At 68.8% G+C, this 18,450-nt stretch carries 19 protein-coding genes; 13 read left to right on the top strand and 6 right to left on the bottom strand.

The genetic code is table 11. The features are described from left to right. Window positions 1-4 precede the first annotated feature (4 nt). Both IG04_RS0127035 and IG04_RS44285 read left to right on the top strand, forming a co-directional pair. Window positions 5-613 carry a TetR/AcrR family transcriptional regulator gene (locus IG04_RS0127035; protein WP_030479534.1) on the top strand — a complete coding sequence of 203 codons (609 nt, stop codon included), beginning with the start codon at window positions 5-7 and terminating at the stop codon, window positions 611-613. A gap of 18 nt (window positions 614-631) precedes the next feature. After that, window positions 632-1,126, top strand: a complete 495-nt coding sequence (locus IG04_RS44285) for a hypothetical protein (RefSeq protein WP_030479533.1) — start codon at window positions 632-634, stop codon at window positions 1,124-1,126. A 29-nt stretch (window positions 1,127-1,155) separates the two neighbouring features. On the opposite strand, the gene IG04_RS0127025 is transcribed toward IG04_RS44285, so the two are convergent. Beyond that, on the bottom strand, window positions 1,156-2,061 hold the full coding sequence (locus IG04_RS0127025) for a DUF4097 family beta strand repeat-containing protein (protein WP_030479532.1): 906 nt from the start codon (window positions 2,059-2,061) through the stop codon (window positions 1,156-1,158). A gap of 5 nt (window positions 2,062-2,066) precedes the next feature. After that, a complete protein-coding gene (locus tag IG04_RS0127020) occupies window positions 2,067-2,579 on the bottom strand; it encodes a toxin-antitoxin system HicB family antitoxin (RefSeq protein ID WP_030479531.1) in 513 nt (170 codons plus the stop codon). A 68-nt stretch (window positions 2,580-2,647) separates the two neighbouring features. Between IG04_RS0127020 and thyX the strand changes: the two genes are divergently transcribed. The 8 genes from thyX to atpB all read left to right on the top strand — a co-directional run bounded on the left by thyX (window position 2,648) and on the right by atpB (window position 9,819). Continuing rightward, complete coding sequence (thyX, locus tag IG04_RS0127015) at window positions 2,648-3,352, top strand: FAD-dependent thymidylate synthase (protein WP_030479530.1); 705 nt, start codon at window positions 2,648-2,650, stop codon at window positions 3,350-3,352. Window positions 3,353-3,357: 5 nt separating this feature from the next. Next, on the top strand, window positions 3,358-3,777 hold the full coding sequence (locus IG04_RS0127010; RefSeq protein WP_030479529.1) for an ACT domain-containing protein: 420 nt from the start codon (window positions 3,358-3,360) through the stop codon (window positions 3,775-3,777). 70 nt (window positions 3,778-3,847) lie between these two features. Continuing rightward, a complete protein-coding gene (locus IG04_RS0127005) occupies window positions 3,848-5,293 on the top strand; it encodes a serine/threonine-protein kinase (protein WP_030479528.1) in 1,446 nt (481 codons plus the stop codon). 2 nt (window positions 5,294-5,295) lie between these two features. Continuing rightward, entirely contained in the window at window positions 5,296-5,709 is a 414-nt protein-coding gene (locus IG04_RS0127000) for a hypothetical protein (protein ID WP_030479527.1), read from the top strand. Between the two features lie 25 nt (window positions 5,710-5,734). Further along, window positions 5,735-6,346 (top strand): TIGR03085 family metal-binding protein, encoded by a 612-nt coding sequence (locus IG04_RS0126995; protein WP_030479526.1) that lies wholly within the window; start codon window positions 5,735-5,737, stop codon window positions 6,344-6,346. Window positions 6,347-6,365: 19 nt separating this feature from the next. Beyond that, a complete protein-coding gene (dapA, locus tag IG04_RS0126990) occupies window positions 6,366-7,262 on the top strand; it encodes a 4-hydroxy-tetrahydrodipicolinate synthase (RefSeq protein ID WP_030479525.1) in 897 nt (298 codons plus the stop codon). After that, window positions 7,259-8,938, top strand: a complete 1,680-nt coding sequence (locus IG04_RS0126985; protein WP_030479524.1) for a ribonuclease J — start codon at window positions 7,259-7,261, stop codon at window positions 8,936-8,938. Before dapA ends, IG04_RS0126985 begins: the two co-directional genes overlap by 4 nt. A gap of 77 nt (window positions 8,939-9,015) precedes the next feature. Continuing rightward, window positions 9,016-9,819, top strand: a complete 804-nt coding sequence (atpB, locus tag IG04_RS0126980) for a F0F1 ATP synthase subunit A (protein ID WP_030479523.1) — start codon at window positions 9,016-9,018, stop codon at window positions 9,817-9,819. 2 nt (window positions 9,820-9,821) lie between these two features. Here atpB and IG04_RS0126975 read toward each other — a convergent pair whose 3' ends face one another. Next, window positions 9,822-10,436, bottom strand: coding sequence for a class I SAM-dependent methyltransferase (locus IG04_RS0126975; RefSeq protein WP_159460474.1), 615 nt, complete (start codon window positions 10,434-10,436; stop codon window positions 9,822-9,824). A gap of 105 nt (window positions 10,437-10,541) precedes the next feature. Between IG04_RS0126975 and IG04_RS0126970 the strand changes: the two genes are divergently transcribed. After that, complete coding sequence (locus tag IG04_RS0126970) at window positions 10,542-13,346, top strand: AfsR/SARP family transcriptional regulator (protein WP_051770765.1); 2,805 nt, start codon at window positions 10,542-10,544, stop codon at window positions 13,344-13,346. A 48-nt stretch (window positions 13,347-13,394) separates the two neighbouring features. After that, on the top strand, window positions 13,395-14,075 hold the full coding sequence (locus tag IG04_RS0126965; protein WP_063758326.1) for a hypothetical protein: 681 nt from the start codon (window positions 13,395-13,397) through the stop codon (window positions 14,073-14,075). On the opposite strand, the gene IG04_RS0126960 is transcribed toward IG04_RS0126965, so the two are convergent. Further along, window positions 13,972-14,745, bottom strand: a complete 774-nt coding sequence (locus IG04_RS0126960) for a lysophospholipid acyltransferase family protein (protein WP_051770763.1) — start codon at window positions 14,743-14,745, stop codon at window positions 13,972-13,974. The genes IG04_RS0126965 and IG04_RS0126960 overlap by 104 nt on opposite strands. Before the next feature lie 119 nt (window positions 14,746-14,864). On the opposite strand from IG04_RS0126960, the gene IG04_RS0126955 reads away from it, so the two are divergent. Further along, on the top strand, window positions 14,865-17,240 hold the full coding sequence (locus tag IG04_RS0126955; protein ID WP_030479518.1) for a DNA translocase FtsK: 2,376 nt from the start codon (window positions 14,865-14,867) through the stop codon (window positions 17,238-17,240). Window position 17,241: 1 nt separating this feature from the next. On the opposite strand, the gene IG04_RS0126950 is transcribed toward IG04_RS0126955, so the two are convergent. Both IG04_RS0126950 and IG04_RS0126945 read right to left on the bottom strand, forming a co-directional pair. Continuing rightward, a complete protein-coding gene (locus IG04_RS0126950) occupies window positions 17,242-17,712 on the bottom strand; it encodes a phospholipase (RefSeq protein ID WP_030479517.1) in 471 nt (156 codons plus the stop codon). An 83-nt stretch (window positions 17,713-17,795) separates the two neighbouring features. Further along, window positions 17,796-18,449: a nitroreductase family protein gene (locus IG04_RS0126945; RefSeq protein ID WP_030479516.1), complete on the bottom strand. Its 654-nt coding sequence runs from the start codon at window positions 18,447-18,449 to the stop codon at window positions 17,796-17,798. Between the last annotated feature and the right edge of the window lies 1 nt (window position 18,450).

Genomic DNA, 18,450 nt, shown 5'->3' with positions numbered 1-18,450 from the left:
TGACGTGGCGGAGGCGTTGACCGGCGAGGCGATCCTCGTGGCGACCGAAGAGGTGCTGCGCAGGTACGGCCCGGCCAAGGCGACCGTCGTCGACGTCGCCAAGGCTCTCGGGGTCAGCCACGGCAGCGTCTACCGCCACTTCCCGACGAAGGCCGCGTTGCGCGAGGCCGTGACGCGGCGCTGGCTCGACGCGATCCACGTCGAGATGGAGTCGGTCCTCGACGCCGAAGCGAGCGCGGCGGACAACCTGAGGGCCTGGCTGCAGCACCTGTTCGACCGGAAGCGGCTCTCGCACATCGACGAACCCGAGCTGTTCGCGACGTTCAAGGTGCTGGTGAGCGAGAGTTGCGCCATCCCCGAGTACCACATCGGCCACCTCGTGGGGCAGATCGCGCGCATCATCTCGGCGGGAGTGGAAACCCACGAGTTCGTGACGGACGACATCCAGAGGACGGCGCAGGCGGTGTGGGACGCGACGCAGGTGTTCCACCACCCGGCTCACGCCCAGGAGTGGGGCAATCCTCACATTCAGGACGCGTTCGACGCCGTCGTCTCACTGGTCGTCGCCGGACTGCGGTACAACCGAATCCCTAGTGCCACAGGCGATGCTTGAGGGTCACGGAGGTGAACGGTGCCGCCTGACGAGTGGATCGACCTGCTGGGAGCGCCCGAACGGCGTCCTGACCCGGTTGACTGGGGCGCGGTCAAAGGCCGGGCGGGCACCGCGCTGCCCAGCGACTTCGTGCACCTGGCCGAGGCCTATCCGCCACTCATCGTCGGCGGTTACGTCCGCATCCTGCACCCGACGGCACGGGCCGGTTTCATGAACTGGATGTCGACGGCGCCCAAGATGCTGCGGGCACTGCGGCGCCAGCCGGGCCTGCGGGTGCACCCGGACTCTCCCGGCCTGCTGCCCTGGGGCACGACGGTGAACGGCGACCACTGCCTCTGGTACACCAGGGGCGAGCCGGACGAGTGGACCGTGATGATCACGGACATGCGGCAGAAGTGGTCCTACGACGGCAACTTCTCGAGTTTCATCAGGAAGTTCCTGACCGGCGAACTGCGCTGCCCGCTCTTTCCGGACGACGTCCCCGGCGGCTCCAAACCGTTCCAGGAGCCCTAGCCGGGGACGTCTTTCCTCCGACCCCCCGGTCAGTTCGAAGCGGCCGTCACCAGCGCGTTGCCGCTGCCCGTGCGGCCCGTGACCGACAGGGTGGCGTCACCCAGCGGCTCGGACGAGACGTCGAAGTCGCTGCGCGCGTTGCCGGACGTGGACACCAGGTCGACCCGCGCGAGCGTGCCCTGCCGGATGCCGACGCGGATGTGGCCCGAGCCGGTGCCGAGCTGGATCTCGCCGGAGGCCGCGTCGGCCACGGTCAGATCGCCGCTGCCGGTGCGGACCTGGACGTTGCCCTGCACGGCGCCCAGCCACACGTCGCCGGTCCCGGTGATCAGCGTGCTGGTGCCGCCGATCGACGACACCTCGACGTCACCGCTGCCCGTCTTGGCCTTCAGTGACGAGAGCATCGTGCCCAGGCGCACGGTGCCGGCGCCCGAGTTCACCTTGGCATCGCCGGTCGCGCGGTCCGCGGACACGCTGCCCGTGCCGGTGTTCAGGTCCAGACGGCCCGCACCGCCCGTGACGACGACGTCGGCCGCGCCGGTCCGTGACGACACGTGCGACCCCACGGGAGCCGTCACCACCACGGACAGCGGCACGGCGCGCAACGGCAGCGCCTTCGACGACTCGATGCGCAAACGGTTGCCCAGCAGTTCGACGCGTGCGTCGCGCACGGCGTCCTCCGGACTTGACGGAGGGGTCGTCTTGTCCGGGCCGAACTGGCCGCTGACCCAGCTCAGCACGCTGGACAGGCCCTCGGTCCACGAGTTGCCCGCGTTCGGGTCGTGCCGCACCTCGACGTGCACGCCGGGGCTGTCGACCAGCTGCACCTGCACGCGGCCGCTGAGCAGTGAGATGTCGATCTCGGCGATGCCCGCGAACTCGAAGCTCTGCTGGCGCACCACGCCGGACGGTTCGCTGTCTGTCGGCTCTGTCATCCCGCTCACCCCTGCACCCATCCGCGGACGCGCGAGCCCGAGCCGGCGTTTCCGCTCCACCCCTTGTGCTGATGCTTGTGCTTGCCGTGCACCGCGCCACCCACGGCCTGCTGGATGAACGAGTTCAGCGACACGCCCTGAGCCGACGCGGCGGCCTCGGCCTTCGACTTGAGCTCGTTGATCATGCGCAGCGTGATGCGGCTGATGTCACCTGTGGCGTCACCTGCGCCGAAGTTCGGCATCTCGTGCCGCGGAGCGGGTTCCGGCTCCGGTTCCGCCGATCCCGTGACGACCACCTGGACGTCACGACCGGCCAGGCGAACGTCCACGACCTGGCCGTCCAGGGAGGCGGTGACCTCCGCGGCCAGGTCGGACAGTGCGTTCATGATTGCCAGTCGCGCGGCTGGCTCGAGTGCTGCGGACAGTGCGGCGGCCGTTCGACGGGTGTTGTCGTCCCCCGCGGATGCGGCCGTCGCCAAGTCCTCGCGCAGTGACGCGATGTACGGCGACAGATCCATGACACCACTATGACGTCACTTCCGACATCGTGCAACCACCACCTGATGTCAGGGCTAATGTCGGCTCCATGCCGAGAGTGCGTTTGGTGGCCAGGACCGAGTTCATCGCGCCGGACGACGTGCCGTGGACGACCGACGCGGACGGCGGCGCGGCGCTCGTCGAGTTCGCCGGCCGGGCCTGCTACCAGTCGTGGGACCGCTCGAACCCCATGACGAACACCAACGCGACGTTCCTGCACCACCTGCTCGACGTCGGGCACCTCGCCGCGTTCGAGCACGGCAGCGCCTCGCTCTACCTGACCGAGCTGCCGCGCTCGCTCACCCACGAGCTGATCCGGCACCGGCACTTCTCGTACTCGCAGCTCTCCCAGCGCACCGACCCGACCGACGTCGTGGAACCGGACCTGATCGCGCAGGACCCCGAGCTGCACGCGCGGTTCGTCGCCGCGACCGAGGCGAGCCTCAAGGCGTACGAGGAGCTGGTGCAGAGCCTGGAGCAGACCGTGAACGGCCGGCGCGCGCGGCAGATCGCACGGTCCGTGCTGCCCAACGCCACCGGCACCGAGATCGTCGTGACGGGCAACTACCGCTCGTGGCGCCACTTCATCGCGATGCGCGCGACCGAGCACATCAACGTCGAACTGCGCGAGCTCGCCATCGCGTGCCTGCGCGAACTGACGAAGGCGGCGCCCAACGCGTTCGCGGACTTCGTCATCTCGACACTCCCGGACGGCACGGAAGTTGCCTCCAGCCCACTCGTGGTTGAAGGCTGACGCCCATGAAGCGGCTCATCGTGGACGTCCGGCCCGGCGAATACGCGGTCACGCGCCTGGCACCCGACGCTCCTGTCCCCAGCGGGCTGCTCGACCTCACCGACGTCCTGGTCTCCGTGACCAGGACCCCGGCCGAGGTGTCGATCATCGCGCCCGCGTCGTTCGCAATGGACGGCCAGCCGCTTGGGGCCAGTCAGAAAACAGAGAAGAGCTGGCGGCTGCTGACGGTGCGCGGGCCCCTGGAGTTCACGCTCACCGGCATCATGGCTGCTCTGGCGGGTGAACTGGCGGCAGCGGGCGTCTCGTTGTTCGCGTTGTCCACTTACGACACGGACCATCTGCTCGTGAAGCAGACCGACCTCGGCCGCGCGGTGCTCGCCTTGCGTGCCGCAGGTCACGAAGTGGTTGTAGCGCCGGAAGCCTAGGAACCGATCCTGCAGTCGGCGGGTCTCAAGTACCGTCAACGCCCCCGGTTCCAAGGTCGTAGGAGCGCACGTGCACGGACAGGCAGTCGAACCGCGCGTCATCGCGGGCAGGTACGCCCTGGTGGCCGAGCTCGGCCGCGGTGGCATGGGCATCGTCTGGCGTGCCCAGGACCGCCACATCGGACGCTTCGTCGCCATCAAGGAACTGCATCTGCCGGACGGCATAGCGCACGAGGAACGCCGTGTGCTCGAAGAGCGCGCTCTGCGTGAGGCGCGCACCGCCGGCAAGCTCAACGATCCCGCCGTCGTGACGGTGTTCGACGCGATCAACGAGAACGGCACGACGTACATCGTCATGGAGCTGGTCGAGGCGGCCACGCTGTCGACGTTGATCAGCGCGCACGGGCCGATGCCGCCGAACCAGGTCGTGTCGATCGCGCTGCAGTCGCTGTCGGCGCTGGAGGCCGCGCACCAGGCCGGGATCGTGCACCGCGACGTCAAGCCCGGCAACCTGATGATCCGCCCGGACGGCAAGGTCAAGCTCACCGACTTCGGCATCGCCCAGGCCGTCGACGACCCGCGCCTGACGACGAGCGGCAGCCTCATCGGGTCGCCGGCCTACATGTCGCCGGAACGCATCCACGGTCACGAGGCCGGTCCCGCGTCCGACCTGTGGGCGCTGGGCGCGACCCTCTGCTACGCCGTCGAGGGCTGGAGCCCGTTCGAACGCTCCTCCACGGCCTCGACGCTGCACGCGATCATGAGCGAGACCCCGCGCCTGACCCGTGCCACGGGCGTGCTCGGTGCCGTCATCACCGGTCTGCTGATCGCCGACCCGAACGCCCGGCTGTCCGGCCCGCAGGCCCGCGCGATGCTCGCCAGCATCGGCAACCAGCCGACGCCGCCCACCGGGATCGCGCCGGCGCAGACCCAGCAGTACCAGCAGGCCGCTGCCGCCGCCGACCCGGCGAAGAAGAAGCGCAACCGCATCATCGCGCTGGCCGGCGCCGTGGTCATCGCCGCGGCGGCGTTCACCGGCGGTATTTTCGCGCACAAGTCGTTCACGACGCCCGGAGCCGGCAGCGGCAGCCAGGCGCTCACCTACGGCGAGGGTGCCGAGATCCCGGTGTTCAATCTCTACGAGAACACCTGCGGCATCGGCGAGGTCGCACCGGCCAAGCTGCTCAACTCGGACACCCGCGAGGAGTGCGACAAGCCGCACGACTTCGAGGTGTTCGACGTGATCGACACGTTGCCGATCCAGTCGAACCTCCCCGACGCCGGGTATCCGGGCCTCGAGTCGCTGAAGAGCCTCGGCGTCTCGCGTTGCGAGATGACGCTGAACTCGGGGTGGGTGAAGGACGGTGCGAAGCTCAAGCTCACGACCCTGGTCCCGAGCGAGAGCGCGTGGGTCAAGGACAAGGGCGGCAACGCGGAGCGCAAGGTCTGGTGCCTCGCCAGCGCCAAGGACGGCAGCAAACTCGACGGCACCATCAGCGCGAAGAAGGACAACTGAACGTGAAGAGACGTATCGTTCCCGCCCTCCTGGCGCTCGGCTGCGTGGCCGCCCTGACGGCGTGCGGCAACAACGAGGACAAGTTCGTCTCCGAGCTCAAGGCCGCCGGGTTCAGCAACCCCGGCGAGCCCAGCACGGAGAAGGAGAAGAAGTCCAAGAAGATCGGCAAGCGCACGGTCAAGTCCTCGGAGAAGACCATCGAGGTCGTGGTGCGGGTGAAGGGCTGCGACCTGGAGTTCGCCAAGGTCTCGGGACAGTCCGGCTACTGGCTTGACGAGCTGCACGTCGACGGGCAGGAACCGGAGTGGCCCGGCTACCCGGAGAACCTGAACCGCGACCAGGTGGTCAAGCTCCTCGCCGACAACTCGACCAAGCCGGACGGCTTCAAGGGCTGTTACAAGCCGAACGAGGCCTGAGATCCGGTTGTGGTGCAATGGGGGCGTGAGCCTCGCCCGTGACGAGCGCAAAGCGCTGGTCGACCTGATGACCGAGCTCGGCCCCGACGCGCCCACGTTGTGCGGTACCTGGCGGACCAAGGACCTGGCCGCGCACCTCGCGATCCGCGAGCGCCGCATCGACACCGCGCCCGGCATCGTGCTGCCGATGTTCGCGAAGTGGACGGAGAAGGTCCAGGAGGACTACACGCACAAGGCGTGGAGCGAACTCCTGGACCTCGTGCGCATGCCGCCGTTCTGGATCAAGCCGGTCGACGAGCTCATGAACACCGGCGAGTACTTCGTGCACCACGAAGACGTGCGGCGCGCACAGGCCGGCTGGGAGCCACGGCCGTACGACGCGCGGCGCGAGGCGACGTTGTGGAAGCTGCTGCCGCTCACGGCGCGCATGACGTACAAGTCGTCGCCTGTGGGCGTGACGCTGGTGCGCCCTGACGGTGAGCATGTCGTCGCCAGGCAGGGCGCGAACGGAGTGGTGATCACCGGCGAGGTGGCCGAGCTCGTGATGCTGGCGTTCGGCCGGGACGAGGCCCGAGTGGAATACAGCGGTGACGCCGACGCGGTGCAACGAGTGCGGTCGTTGAACCGAAGCGTGTGAACTCGGGTAGTTTCTGCGCATGCCAGGAAGCCCCTACGCAGGGACGGACCGCCCGTTCGGCCGCGTACTCACCGCCATGGTCACACCTTTCGACTCGCGCGGCGAGATCGATCTCCCCAAGGCGCAGGAACTGGCGAAACACCTGGTGGACCTGGGCAACGACGGCCTGGTCGTGAACGGCACGACCGGCGAGAGCCCGACGACGACGGACCGGGAGAAGGCCGCGCTGATCACGGCCGTCGTCGAAGCCGTGGGCGACCGCGCGAGCGTGGTCGCCGGCGCGGGCACGTATGACACCGCGCACAGCATCCACCTGACGCAGCAGGCTTCCAAGGCCGGTGCGCACGGTGTGCTGGTGGTGACGCCGTACTACTCGCGGCCGCCGCAGGAAGGTCTGCTGGCGCACTTCACCGCCATCGCCGACGCCTCCGAGCTGCCGGTGATGCTCTACGACATCCCGCCGCGCGCGGTCGTGCCGATCGAGGTCGACACGCTCCTGCGCCTGGCGGAACACCCGCGGATCCTGGCCGTGAAGGACGCCAAGGGCGACCTGCACGCGGGCAGCAGGGTGATCGCGAGCACCGACCTCGCCTACTACTCGGGTGACGACCCGCTGAACCTGCCATGGCTGTCCGTGGGCGCCGTCGGGTTCGTGAGCGTCATCGGCCACCTCGCCGCGGACCGCCTCCGCGACATGGCCGACGCCTACGAGTCCGGTGACGTGGTGCGCGCGAAGGAGATCCACGAGTCGCTGCTGCCGCTGCTGCGACCTTTCCGCCGGGTTCCCGGCGTGACGTACACGAAGGCGGCGCTGCGCCTGCGCGGACTGGACGTGGGGGAACCCCGTCTGCCGCTGGTACCTGCCGCCGCCGAGGACATCGAGGCCATCGCGGCCGAACTGGGAGTTAACGCGTGACCCACTCGACCGAACTGCCGCCCGCACTGCCGGAAGGCGGCCTCCGCGTCGTCGCTCTCGGCGGAATTGGCGAGATCGGCCGCAACATGACCGTCTTCGAGCACGCCGGCCGGCTGCTCGTCGTCGACTGCGGCGTTCTGTTCCCCGAAGACGACCAGCCGGGCGTCGACCTGATCCTGCCCGACTTCCGGGCCATCGAGGACCGGCTCGACGACATCGATGCCATCGTCCTGACACACGGCCACGAGGACCACATCGGCGCGGTCCCGTTCATGCTGAAGCTGCGCCCCGACGTGCAGGTCGTGGGCTCCCGCTTCACGCTGGCGCTGCTCGCCGCCAAGTGCCGCGAGCACCGCCAGACCCCGCGCCTGGTGGAGGTGAAGGAGGGGGAGCGTCGCTCGTACGGGCCGTTCGACCTCGAGTTCTTCGCCGTCAACCACTCCATCCCGGACGCGCTGGCCGTGGCCATCCGGACGTCCGCGGGGCTCGTCCTGCACACCGGCGACATCAAGCTGGACCAGCTGCCCCTGGACGGCCGGCTGACCGACCTGGCGGGCTTCTCCCGGCTGGGCGACGAGGGCGTCGACCTCTTCCTGGTCGACTCGACCAACGCCGAGGTGCCCGGTTTCGTCGTGCCCGAGCGCGAGATCGGCCCCGTGCTGGAGAACGTCATCCGCAAGGCGGACCAGCGCGTCATCGTGGCCTGCTTCGCCTCGCACGTGCACCGCGTCCAGCAGGTGCTCGACGTCGCCGTGCAGTACAAGCGCAAGATCGCGTTCGTCGGCCGGTCGATGGTCCGCAACATGGGCATCGCGTCCGACCTGGGCTTCCTGAACGTGCCCGACGGGCTGTTCGTCGACCTCGACGTCGCGATGCGGATGGAGGAGAACGAGGTCATCTTCGTCTCCACCGGATCGCAGGGCGAGCCGCTGTCGGCGCTGTCCCGCATGGCCCGCGGCGACCACCGCCAGATCTCGATCCGAGAGGGCGACACGGTGATCCTCGCGTCGTCGCTCATCCCGGGCAACGAGAACGCGGTCTTCAACGTCGTCAACGGTCTCGCCAAGCTCGGCGCGACCGTCGTGCACCAGGGCAACGCCAAGGTGCACGTCTCCGGCCACTCGCCGGCCGGCGAACTCCTGTTCCTCTACAACGCCGTGCGGCCGTCCAACGTGATGCCGGTGCACGGCGAGTGGAGGCACCTCCGTGCGAACGCGGCTCTCGCGGTCGCCACCGGTGTCGCCGAGGACCACGTCGTGATCGCCGAGGACGGCGTCGTCGTCGACCTGATCGACGGCAAGGCAGCCGTCTCCGGCCGCGTCGTCGTCGGCCACGTGTACGTCGACGGCCTGTCCGTGGGCGACGTGGGCGAGTCGACGCTGTCCGACCGCCTGGTGCTGGGCGAGGGCGGCTTCATCTCGATCTCCGTCGCCATCGACAGGGCGAGCGGGCGGGCCGTGACGGCGCCGACCATCTCCGGCCGCGGCTTCTCCGACGACCCGAAGGCGCTGGAGGCCGTCGTTCCGCTCGTGGAGATGGAACTGGCGCGCACCGAGGCCGAGGGCATCACCGACACGCACCGGATCGCGCAGGCCGTGCGGCGGGTCGTGGGGCGCTGGGTGGCGGAGACCTACCGGCGCCGGCCGATGATCGTCCCCACGATCATCCCGGTGTGACCGTGACCCTGCTGTGATCTGCGTCCCCCTCGTCCGATAAGGTCTGGTTCCAGACCATGGACGAGGGGGTTCGCCCAATGGCCGGTAATGACGTTTTCAGCCCACCGGGCAAAGACGACATTCTTCTCCCACCGATGTTCACCTGGCACGAGCCGCTGGGCCTGCCGTTCGACTTCTCGGTGACCAAACCGCAGGCCCTGCTGGTGCTGTCGGTGGTGATCATCCTGACGTTCTTCCTGGTCACGACCAGGAGCATGAAGCTCATTCCGACCCGCTGGCAGTTCGCCGCCGAATCGGTCTACGACTTCGGCCGCAACACACTCGCGCGTGAGCAGATCGGCGCCAAGGAATTCGCGCCGTACGTGCCGCTGATCGTCAGCATCTTCTGCTTCGTGCTGGTGAACAACGTTTACGGGTTGATTCCGTTCATCCAGTTCCCGACGTTCACGCACAGCGGGTTCCCGGCGGCCGTCGCGCTGCTGATCATCTTCCCGCTGTATCACTACGTGGGCATCCGCAAGTTCGGCCTCAGGGGCTACCTGCGCAACCAGTTCATCATCAAGGACGTGCCGAAGCCGGTGCTGTGGGGTCTGCTGATCCCGACCGAGGTCATCCTCAAGTTCTTCTTCGACCCGGTGAACCTCGCGATCCGGGTGTTCGCGGCGATGTTCGCCGGGCACCTGCTGATCCTGGTGTTCACACTCGGCAGCGAGTTCCTCCTGTTCAACGCGCCGATCTACCTCAAACCGGTGTCGTTGCTGGGCTTCGCGCTCGCCATCGCGCTGTTCTTCCTCGAAGCGCTGGTGCAGGTCCTGCAGGCGTACATCTTCGCCCTGCTGTCGGCGCACTTCATCGGCCGCGCACTGGCCGAGCAGCACTAGACCTAGGGGCGCTGGCACACCAGGTGCAGCGACTCCTCGGGCATGGCGCCGGGGTAGGACGGGGTGAAGACCGGCCGGCTCCGGCGCACGACCCGCAGGCCGACCTCGGCCAGGTGCGCCTCGAAGTTCTCCTCGGAGAACGACGACACCTCGATCTCCTGGCCCATCCAGGGCAGAGTGACCTGTTCGACGTCGACGGCCACGGTGGCGAGGAAGAAGTGACCGCCGGGCCGCAGCCACGCCGAGATCTGGCCGAGGGTCCGGATGATCTCGGCCTGGGTCATCTGCAGCAGCGAGAAGACGGCGCAGATGACGTCCCACGAGCCGGGAGGTGACTCGAAGTCGCGGATGTCGATCTTGTGAAAGGTGGCGTCGGGGACCTGGGCCGACGCGATGTCGACCATGACCGGGGAGACGTCGAGGCCGGTGACCTTCATGCCCGCGCCTGCCAGGGTGCTTGCCACGGGAACGCCCGTGCCGCAGCCGATGTCCAGCACGCGCGAGCCCGAGGGCTGTGTCGCGGCGAACCAGGCGAGGGTGCCGTGCAGTGCGGGCTGGTGCGACCAAGCGCGTTGGTACTCCAGTCCGAGCGTGTCGAATACCTCGGCCGCGTTCATGTTCCCGCCCCTCATTTCGACCCAATCCACCTGAGTGAAGTGTGGAGAACCTCTCTGCATGCCTTCTGGATGGCTTCTGGACGAAAACTGACGGTAGGTTGCTAGATGAACGCGGACAGCGACGAAGTGAGAACACGGGTGCAGAACGAGTTGCGCGTCAGCTTGCTGGGCGCGCTCGCGGCCACGGTGGACGGCGAGGAGCTCACGCTCGGTCCGCCGCGGCAGAGGGCTGTTCTCGCCGTGCTCGCGTTGCGCGCCAACCACGTTGTGTCGCGCAGTGAACTCATCGACGCCGTGTGGGGTGACGATCCGCCCGCCAGCGCCGACAACGGCATCCACACCTACGTCGCCGGGCTGCGCAGGCTGTTCGAGCCGGACAGGGCGTCGCGGGCGCCGAGTGCCGTGCTGCTCTCCACGGACGCTGGATACTTGCTGAGGCTCCCATCCGGCAGTTCCGACGCCGCCGTGTTCCGCTCCCACCTGGACGAGGCCGGGCGGCTGCGGGACAAGCCGGCCGAGGCCGTCGCCGCCTTCGACGCAGCGCTGGGGCTGTGGCGGGGGATCGCACTGGACGGTGTGCCGGGTCCGTTCGCGGCGGTGGAGCGCGCGCGTCTGGCCGAGCTGCGGCTCACGGCCGTGGAGCAGCGTGCAGCGCTGCTGTTGACGGTCGGGCGTGAGACCGAGGTGGCGGCAGAGCTGACGACGCTGGTCACCGCGCACCCGTTGCGCGAGAGGCTGCACGGTCTGCTGATGTCCGCGCTGTATCGCAGCGGCAGGCAGGCGGAGGCGCTGGCCGTCTACACGGACCTGCGCCGGCTGCTGATCGATGAGCTCGGCATCGAGCCCGGTCCCGAACTGCGTCAGTTACACGAACAGTTGCTCGTCGGCCGTCCCGACCCACAGCCCGAACCGGTGGCGCCCGCGCTGGTGCCCGTCCAGTTGCCGCACGAGATCCGCGACTTCACCGGCCGCGAGAAGGAACTGGCCAAGCTCGCCGAGGTCGTCCCGCACGACCACTCGCCGGTGCTCGTCGCGATCACCGGCACCGGCGGCGTCGGCAAGACGGCGCTGGCCGTGCGGTTCGCGCACCAGGTGGCCTCGCGGTTCCCGGACGGTCAGCTGCACGTCGACCTGCGCGGGTTCGACTCGTCGGCGCCGCCCGTGCAGCCCGGCGCCGCGTTGCACCAGCTGTTGCAGAGCCTCGGCGTGCCGGCCGAACGCATCCCGGAGGACGTGCCCGCGAAGTCCGCGCTGTACCGCAGTGTCCTCGCGGGCAAACGGGTTCTGGTGCTGCTCGACAACGCGCGGCTGGCCGAGCAGGTCCGTCCGCTGCTGCCGGGCCGGTCGACGTCGATGGTGCTCGTGACGTCCCGCAACCACCTAGGCGGGCTCGTCGCCCGCGACGGCGCGCACTCGATGACGTTGTCGACCCTCACCCGCGACGAGGGCCTGGCGCTGCTGACGTCCGCGGTGGGGTCGGACCGGGTCGCCGCCGAACCCGCTGCCGCCGCGAAGCTCGTCGAACTGTGCGGGCACCTGCCGCTGGCGGTGCGGATCGCGGCCGAACGCGTGGTGACGCGGCCGCACCTGACGCTGGCCGACCTCGCGAGCGATCTCGCCGACGAGCACGACCGGCTGAACGTGCTGGCCACGGGCGACGACGAGGACACTGCCGTGCGTGCCGCCTTCTCGTGGTCGTACCTGGCCCTGAAACCCGACGCGGCCAGGACGTTCCGGCTGATCGGCCTGCATCCCGGCGCCGAGATCAGCCTGAACGCCGTGGCGGCGCTCGCGGGCGTGCCGGTGTCGCGGGCGAGGACGTTGCTGGACGTGCTGGCGGGCGGGCACATGGTGGAGGAGGTCGCGCGCGGCCGGTTCCGGATGCACGACCTGCTTCGCCTGTACGCCACCGAACTCAGCGCCACCGAGGAGTCGTCCGGCGGCCGCGACGAGGCCGTGGCACGGCTGCTGGGCTGGTACTTCGACACCGCGAACGCCGCCGGCACCGTCATTGCGCCGCCGGACCACCCGGCGTTCCTGCTGCCGCCACTGTCCACTCAGGACTTCACCTCGCACGACGACGCCTTCACCTGGTGCCGCACGGAGTCCTCGAACCTGCTGGCGGTGGCGAGACTCGCCGAGGAACAGCATTCGCCGACGGCGTGGCAGATCCCGGTGGCGCTGTGGAACTACTTCATCGTGTCGAGCGCGCTGGACGAGTGGACGCGCACGTACCGCGTCGCCGAACGCGCCGCGACCCGTGATGGCAACCAGGCGGCCCGTGCGTGGGCGGTGCACGGCCAGGGGCTGTCGGCGTTCCGCGGGCAGCGTTTCGCGGACGCGCTGGAACTCTTCGACCGCGCGCTCGCCATCCGGCACGAGATCGGTGACGCCGTCGGTGCCGCGTGGAGCCTCACGGGCCTGGGCATGGCGTACGGCGGCCTGCGCCAGTTCGACCTCGCCGTCGACAGGTTCGGCGAGGCGCTGAGGAGGCACGCCGAGGTCGGCTCTTGGTTCGGCGAGGGCGGCACGAGGTTGTTCCTGAGCGACATCCTGCGTTCCGCGGGCCAGTTCGAGGCGTCGCTGGCGTCGGCGCGGACGGCGTTCGAGCTGATGGACTCGCACGACGCCGTGCACGGCAAGGCGATGGCGCTGGTCAGCATCGGCTGGGCGCAGTCGAAGCTGGGCAGCCGGGTCGAGGCGCGCGACTCGTTCCGGCACGCGATCGAGTTCCTGCGGGTGCTCGGTGACCGCAAGAGTCTCGCGGAGGCGTTGCACGGCCTGGGGGAGACGAGCGCGGGGCAGCCCGACGTGGCGCGGACGCACCTGCTGGAAGCGCTGACGATCTACGAGGACTACGACCACCCGCTCACGCCGGAGATCCACGCGAGGCTGCACGAGCTTGCCTAAGGGAAATCCCTGATGTGCGCGGCTTGATGCGTAGGCAAGCTACATGTCATGCAGAAGCGCGCTCGGACCCTGTTGGTGTGGCTGCACGTCGTCACGTCCGTGGGCTGGCTCAGCCAGGCCGTGGCGTTGCTCGCCCTCGTGCTCTACGGCATGAAGACGGGCGACCTCGATGCGTTCAGGATGGCGCGCTACCTCGACCACGAGGTGCTCGCGATCATGGCCAATACCAGTGCGTTCAGCGGGTTCATGCTCAGCGCCACCACGCCGTGGGGCTATTTCCGGCACTGGTGGGTGCTCGCGAAGTTCGTGATCACGGTCAGCCAGCTCTACATCGGCATCTTCATCCTGAGCGGCAACCTCCAGGAGGCCGTGAACGGGCACGTGACCGCGTGGATGCCCGTCGGCACGTCGCTCATGATCGGCGCGATCGCGTTCCAGGCGTGGCTCAGCGTCGCGAAACCGTGGCGCCGCACGCCGTGGGCTGACTCGAAGGTCAAGCTGCCCACGGCCAGCACGGCCACGTTCGTCGTGGCGCTGATCATCCCCGTGATCGACTTCGCGATCAGCCTGTGGATGGGCAACCCGATGCCGTTGCTCATGCTGATCACGGTGATCGGCTACTCGATCAGGCGGGCCGCCAGGGCGAGGCGCCGGTCGTCGGCCGCGTCGGGTCGTGGAAGCGCGGCAGGTCCGGCTCGTCGAGACGCAACGGCGCCAAGCCCTCGGTGATCGCGATCATGATCCGCTCGTGGGCGCGCCGGGCGTCGCCCATCGTCTCGGCCTTCAGGTCGGACAGCTCCACCGGCTTGCCGAAGTGGACCTTGAACGTCGGCCGCTTGCGCACCGCGCGCAGCCACGACGTCAGGTACGGCAGGAAGTCCTTCCAGCCGCCGACGCTCAGGTTGCCCCAGTACACGGCCTCGTGCGCGCCCCACTGGCTGATGGGGATCACCGGAATGCCGCCGCCCAAAGCCATGCGGGCGACACCGGTCTTGCCGCGCTCCGGCCACAGGCCGGGGTCGAGGCTGATCTTGCCCTCCGGGTAGACGGCGATCGGGTCGCCGCCCTTCTGCAACGCCTCGACGGCGCGGTGCATCGCCTCGCCCGCGTTCGCCGACCGCCGGTCGACGCGCAGGTGGCCGCAGGCCTTCAGGGCCGGACCCATGATCGGCGCGTCGAGCAGACCACCCGCGAGCATGAAGCGCGGGTTGACGCCCATCTTGCGGCAGGCCGCGATGAGCACCATCGGGTCGAGGTTGCCGATGTGGTTGGAGGCGAGCAGCAACGGCTTGCCGAGCAGCTCCGGCGGGATGTCGCCCGATACCTCGAGCTTGCCAGTCAGCGCGATCAGGCCCCGGTCGACCACCATGAGCACGCGCCAGAAAAGCGGTGTGGACACGCGGGGCAGCGTACGGCGTGTCGGAACGACACCGTGGGGGTTCCAGGGGAACCATGAGGTTTCGCACGCGTCCCAGTTGCAAACGGGGCTGGTGAGACGCGAGGGACTACCTTATACACATGGCCGGGCGCACAGGGACTTCGAGAAAGACCACGTCACGCGGCAAAGCACCAGCCAAGCCGCGGGCGCGATCCACCGCGTCCAGAAAGCCCGCACCACGCAAGAGCGGCGGCGCCATCAGTGCCGTGTGGGGCGCTTTGGGCCGTGGCGTCGGCAGCCTCGTGCGCACTGTCAGCCGTACCAAGGACCTCGATCCCGAACACCGTCGTGACGGCCTGGGCCTGCTGCTGATCGCTCTCGCGGTCATCACCGGCGCCGGCGTGTGGTGGCAGGCCGGCGGCCCGGTCGGTCAGTGGGTCGACGTCGCCGTGCGCAGCTCCGTCGGGTTCCCGGCGGTGATCGTGCCGGTCGTGCTGCTCGGCATCGGCGTCACGCTGATGCGCACCGACCCGAAGCCCGACGCGCGGCCGCGGCTGATCATCGGCACGTTGCTGATGATGATCGGCGTGCTCGGCATGTTCCACCTCATCGGCGGCCTGCCGATGGACCCGCTGGAACGCCGCAGCGCCGGTGGTGCGCTGGGCTACCTGGCCGGAGGGTTCCTCGCCCAGGGCCTGACGCCGTGGGTCGCCGGGCCGTTGCTGTTCCTGATCTTCGGCTACGGCCTGCTGGTCGTGACGCACACGCCGATCCGCCAGGCGCCCGAACGCATCCGCTCGTTGCTGCACCCCGGCAGGTCGTCGCAGGACGAGTCCTCGGACGAGGAAGAGCCGGTCGAGGAGCCGAAGCCGGTTCGCCTGCGCCGCCCGTCCCGCCGTCGCCAGGCCGTCGAGCCCGTCGAGGAGGAGCCGCAGGCCGAACTCCCGCTGGAGGAGCCCGCGGAGCCCGCCCCGAAGCCCGCGAAGGGGAAGAAGGCCGCCGCTCCGGCGATGGCCGTGCGCGCGGTCGAGGGCGAGTACCAGCTGCCACCGCCGGACGTGCTCAAGGACGGCGACGCGCCGAAGACCCGCAGCAAGGCGAACGACCTCATGATCGAGGCGATCTCCGGCGTGCTGGACCAGTTCTCGATCGACGCCCAGGTCACCGGCTTCACCCGCGGCCCGACGGTCACGCGCTACGAGGTCGAGCTCGGTCCCGGCGTGAAGGTCGAGAAGATCACCGCGCTGACCAAGAACATCGCGTACGCCGTGGCGACCGACAACGTCCGCCTGCTGGCCCCGATCCCCGGCAAGTCGGCCGTGGGCATCGAGGTCCCGAACAGCGACCGCGAGATGGTGCGGCTGGGCGACGTGCTGCGCGCGCCGTCCACGCTCAAGGACACGCACCCGATGGTGATCGGCCTCGGCAAGGACATCGAGGGCCACATGGTCACCGCGAACCTGACGAAGATGCCGCACCTCCTGGTCGCGGGCTCCACGGGTTCCGGCAAGTCGTCGTTCGTGAACTCGATGCTGGTGTCGCTGCTGTCCCGCGCGACGCCCGACGAGGTCCGGATGATCCTCATCGACCCGAAGATGGTCGAGCTGACGCCGTACGAGGGCATCCCGCACCTGATCACGCCGATCATCACGCAGCCCAAGAAGGCGGCGGCCGCACTGGCGTGGCTCGTCGAGGAGATGGAGCAGCGCTACCAGGACATGCAGGTCAACCGGGTGCGCCACGTCGACGACTTCAACCGCAAGGTGAAGTCCGGCGAGATCACCGCGCCGCCCGGCTCCGAGCGCGTCTACCGGCCGTACCCGTACATCATGGCGATCGTCGACGAGCTCGCCGACCTGATGATGACCGCGCCACGCGATGTCGAGGACGCCATCGTCCGCATCACGCAGAAGGCGCGTGCGGCAGGCATCCACCTCGTGCTGGCGACGCAGCGACCGTCCGTCGACGTCGTCACCGGCCTGATCAAGACGAACGTGCCGTCTCGCCTGGCGTTCGCGACGTCGTCCCTGACGGACTCGCGGGTCATCCTGGACCAGCCCGGCGCGGAGAAGCTGATCGGCATGGGCGACGCCCTGTACCTGCCGATGGGCGCCTCGAAACCGGTGCGCGTCCAGGGCGCGTTCGTGGGTGACGAGGAGATCTCGGCGATCGTCGAGTTCACCAAGAACCAGGCGCAGCCCGAGTACACCGACGGCGTCACGGCGCAGAAGGCCACCGAGAAGAAGGAGGTCGACGCCGACATCGGCGACGACCTGGAACTGCTGGTGCAGGCGACCGAGCTGATCGTGACGTCGCAGTTCGGCTCGACGTCGATGCTGCAACGCAAGCTGCGCGTCGGGTTCGCGAAGGCGGGGCGCCTCATGGACCTGCTGGAGACCCGCGGCGTCGTCGGCCCGTCCGAGGGCTCGAAGGCACGTGAGGTGCTGATCAAGCCGGACGAGCTCGAGAACGTGGTCTACCTGATGCGTGGAGGCGGCCCCGCCGACGACGAGTGACCTACTTCAGGCCGGCGTTCTGGATGCTCGTGGCCGTGGAGCTCGCGCTGCCGCCGAACTCACGCACCGCCGCGTAGTACAGGTCGGCCGTGCGCTTGCAGGTCCAGTTGGAGCCGCACTGCTTGTACATGTCGGACTTGAAGTTGTTGTCGATGCGCAGGCGGTTCGTCTCGTTCCACCGGCCCTGCCGCTTGTAGTTGCGGTAGCCGAAGTCGTGCCGGTGGCAGGTGGGCAGGAACTTGAAGCCGAAGGGGTTGTCCGGCGAGTACGAACAGCCGTCGGACGACCAGTCGAGCTGGCCCGCGTAGGGCTGTTGTGCGCGCGTTGTTGTGAACTGGCTGATGGTCTTCGAGTAGAGGTAGTCGTCGGTGACCGCGACGATGTCCACGGCGTGCGCCGGGGTGCCCGTGAAGATCAGGGCGATGGAGGCGGCGGCACCCACGAATGCCGAGCGCAGGGATTTCGTCGACATGGCGAGCTCCTCGGAGTGTGAGCAGGGTCTCGCCAGTTGTAGCGGGTGATCGACTGTCCTCGGTAGACACGATCTGATGAACGTCAGGTGATCATGTGCCCGCACGCGATGGCGGTGGCCACGCGAAGTTCGCGGGGTAGTCCCAGCGCGTGCAGCATTTCGCTGTCCGCTACTCCACCGAGCAGACAGCCGCCGAGTTTCTGTTCCGCCAAACGGAGGCAGATGCTCTGCGCGGCAGCACCTACCTCGATCAAGCCGAAGCGCCCCGCGCGTTCGCCGTACTTCTCGAACGAGTCTTTGTCCGTTAACACCAGGATGATCGTCAGCGGCGGCACCTCGGGCGTGCCGAGGATCTCGGCGAGGTTCGCCGGAGCCGGGCCGATGTCCTGCAGCGCGTGGCGGCGGATGTCGTAGCGGACCGCTCGGTCGTGCACGAACGCGTAGCAGCGCAACGGGTTGAGGCCACCCGCGGACGGACAGCTGTTGTCGGACAAGGCGCCCAGCACCGTGCCGAGCTGCTTGTCGGTCAGCGGTTTGCCGGAGAACTCCCGCGTGCTCCTGCGTGCCTGGAACAGCTTCTGCAACCGGTCCTGCGGCCGGGGAAGCGGAACCGGCGCCGAGGGCAGTTCGAGCGGGTCGATCAACTCCGGCTGTGGCCGGAAGTCGCGCAGCCGGTCGCCGAGCCTGCGCTGGTGCAGCGGCGAGTAACGGCTCGCGGTCCAGAAGTCGTCGAACATC

The organism is Lentzea albidocapillata (genome assembly GCF_000719115.1).
GTDB classification, from domain to species: Bacteria; Actinomycetota; Actinomycetes; order Mycobacteriales; family Pseudonocardiaceae; genus Lentzea; species Lentzea albidocapillata.
Note: the sequence above shows the minus strand (reverse complement) of the source record. Positions and strands in the feature narration are given on the sequence as shown.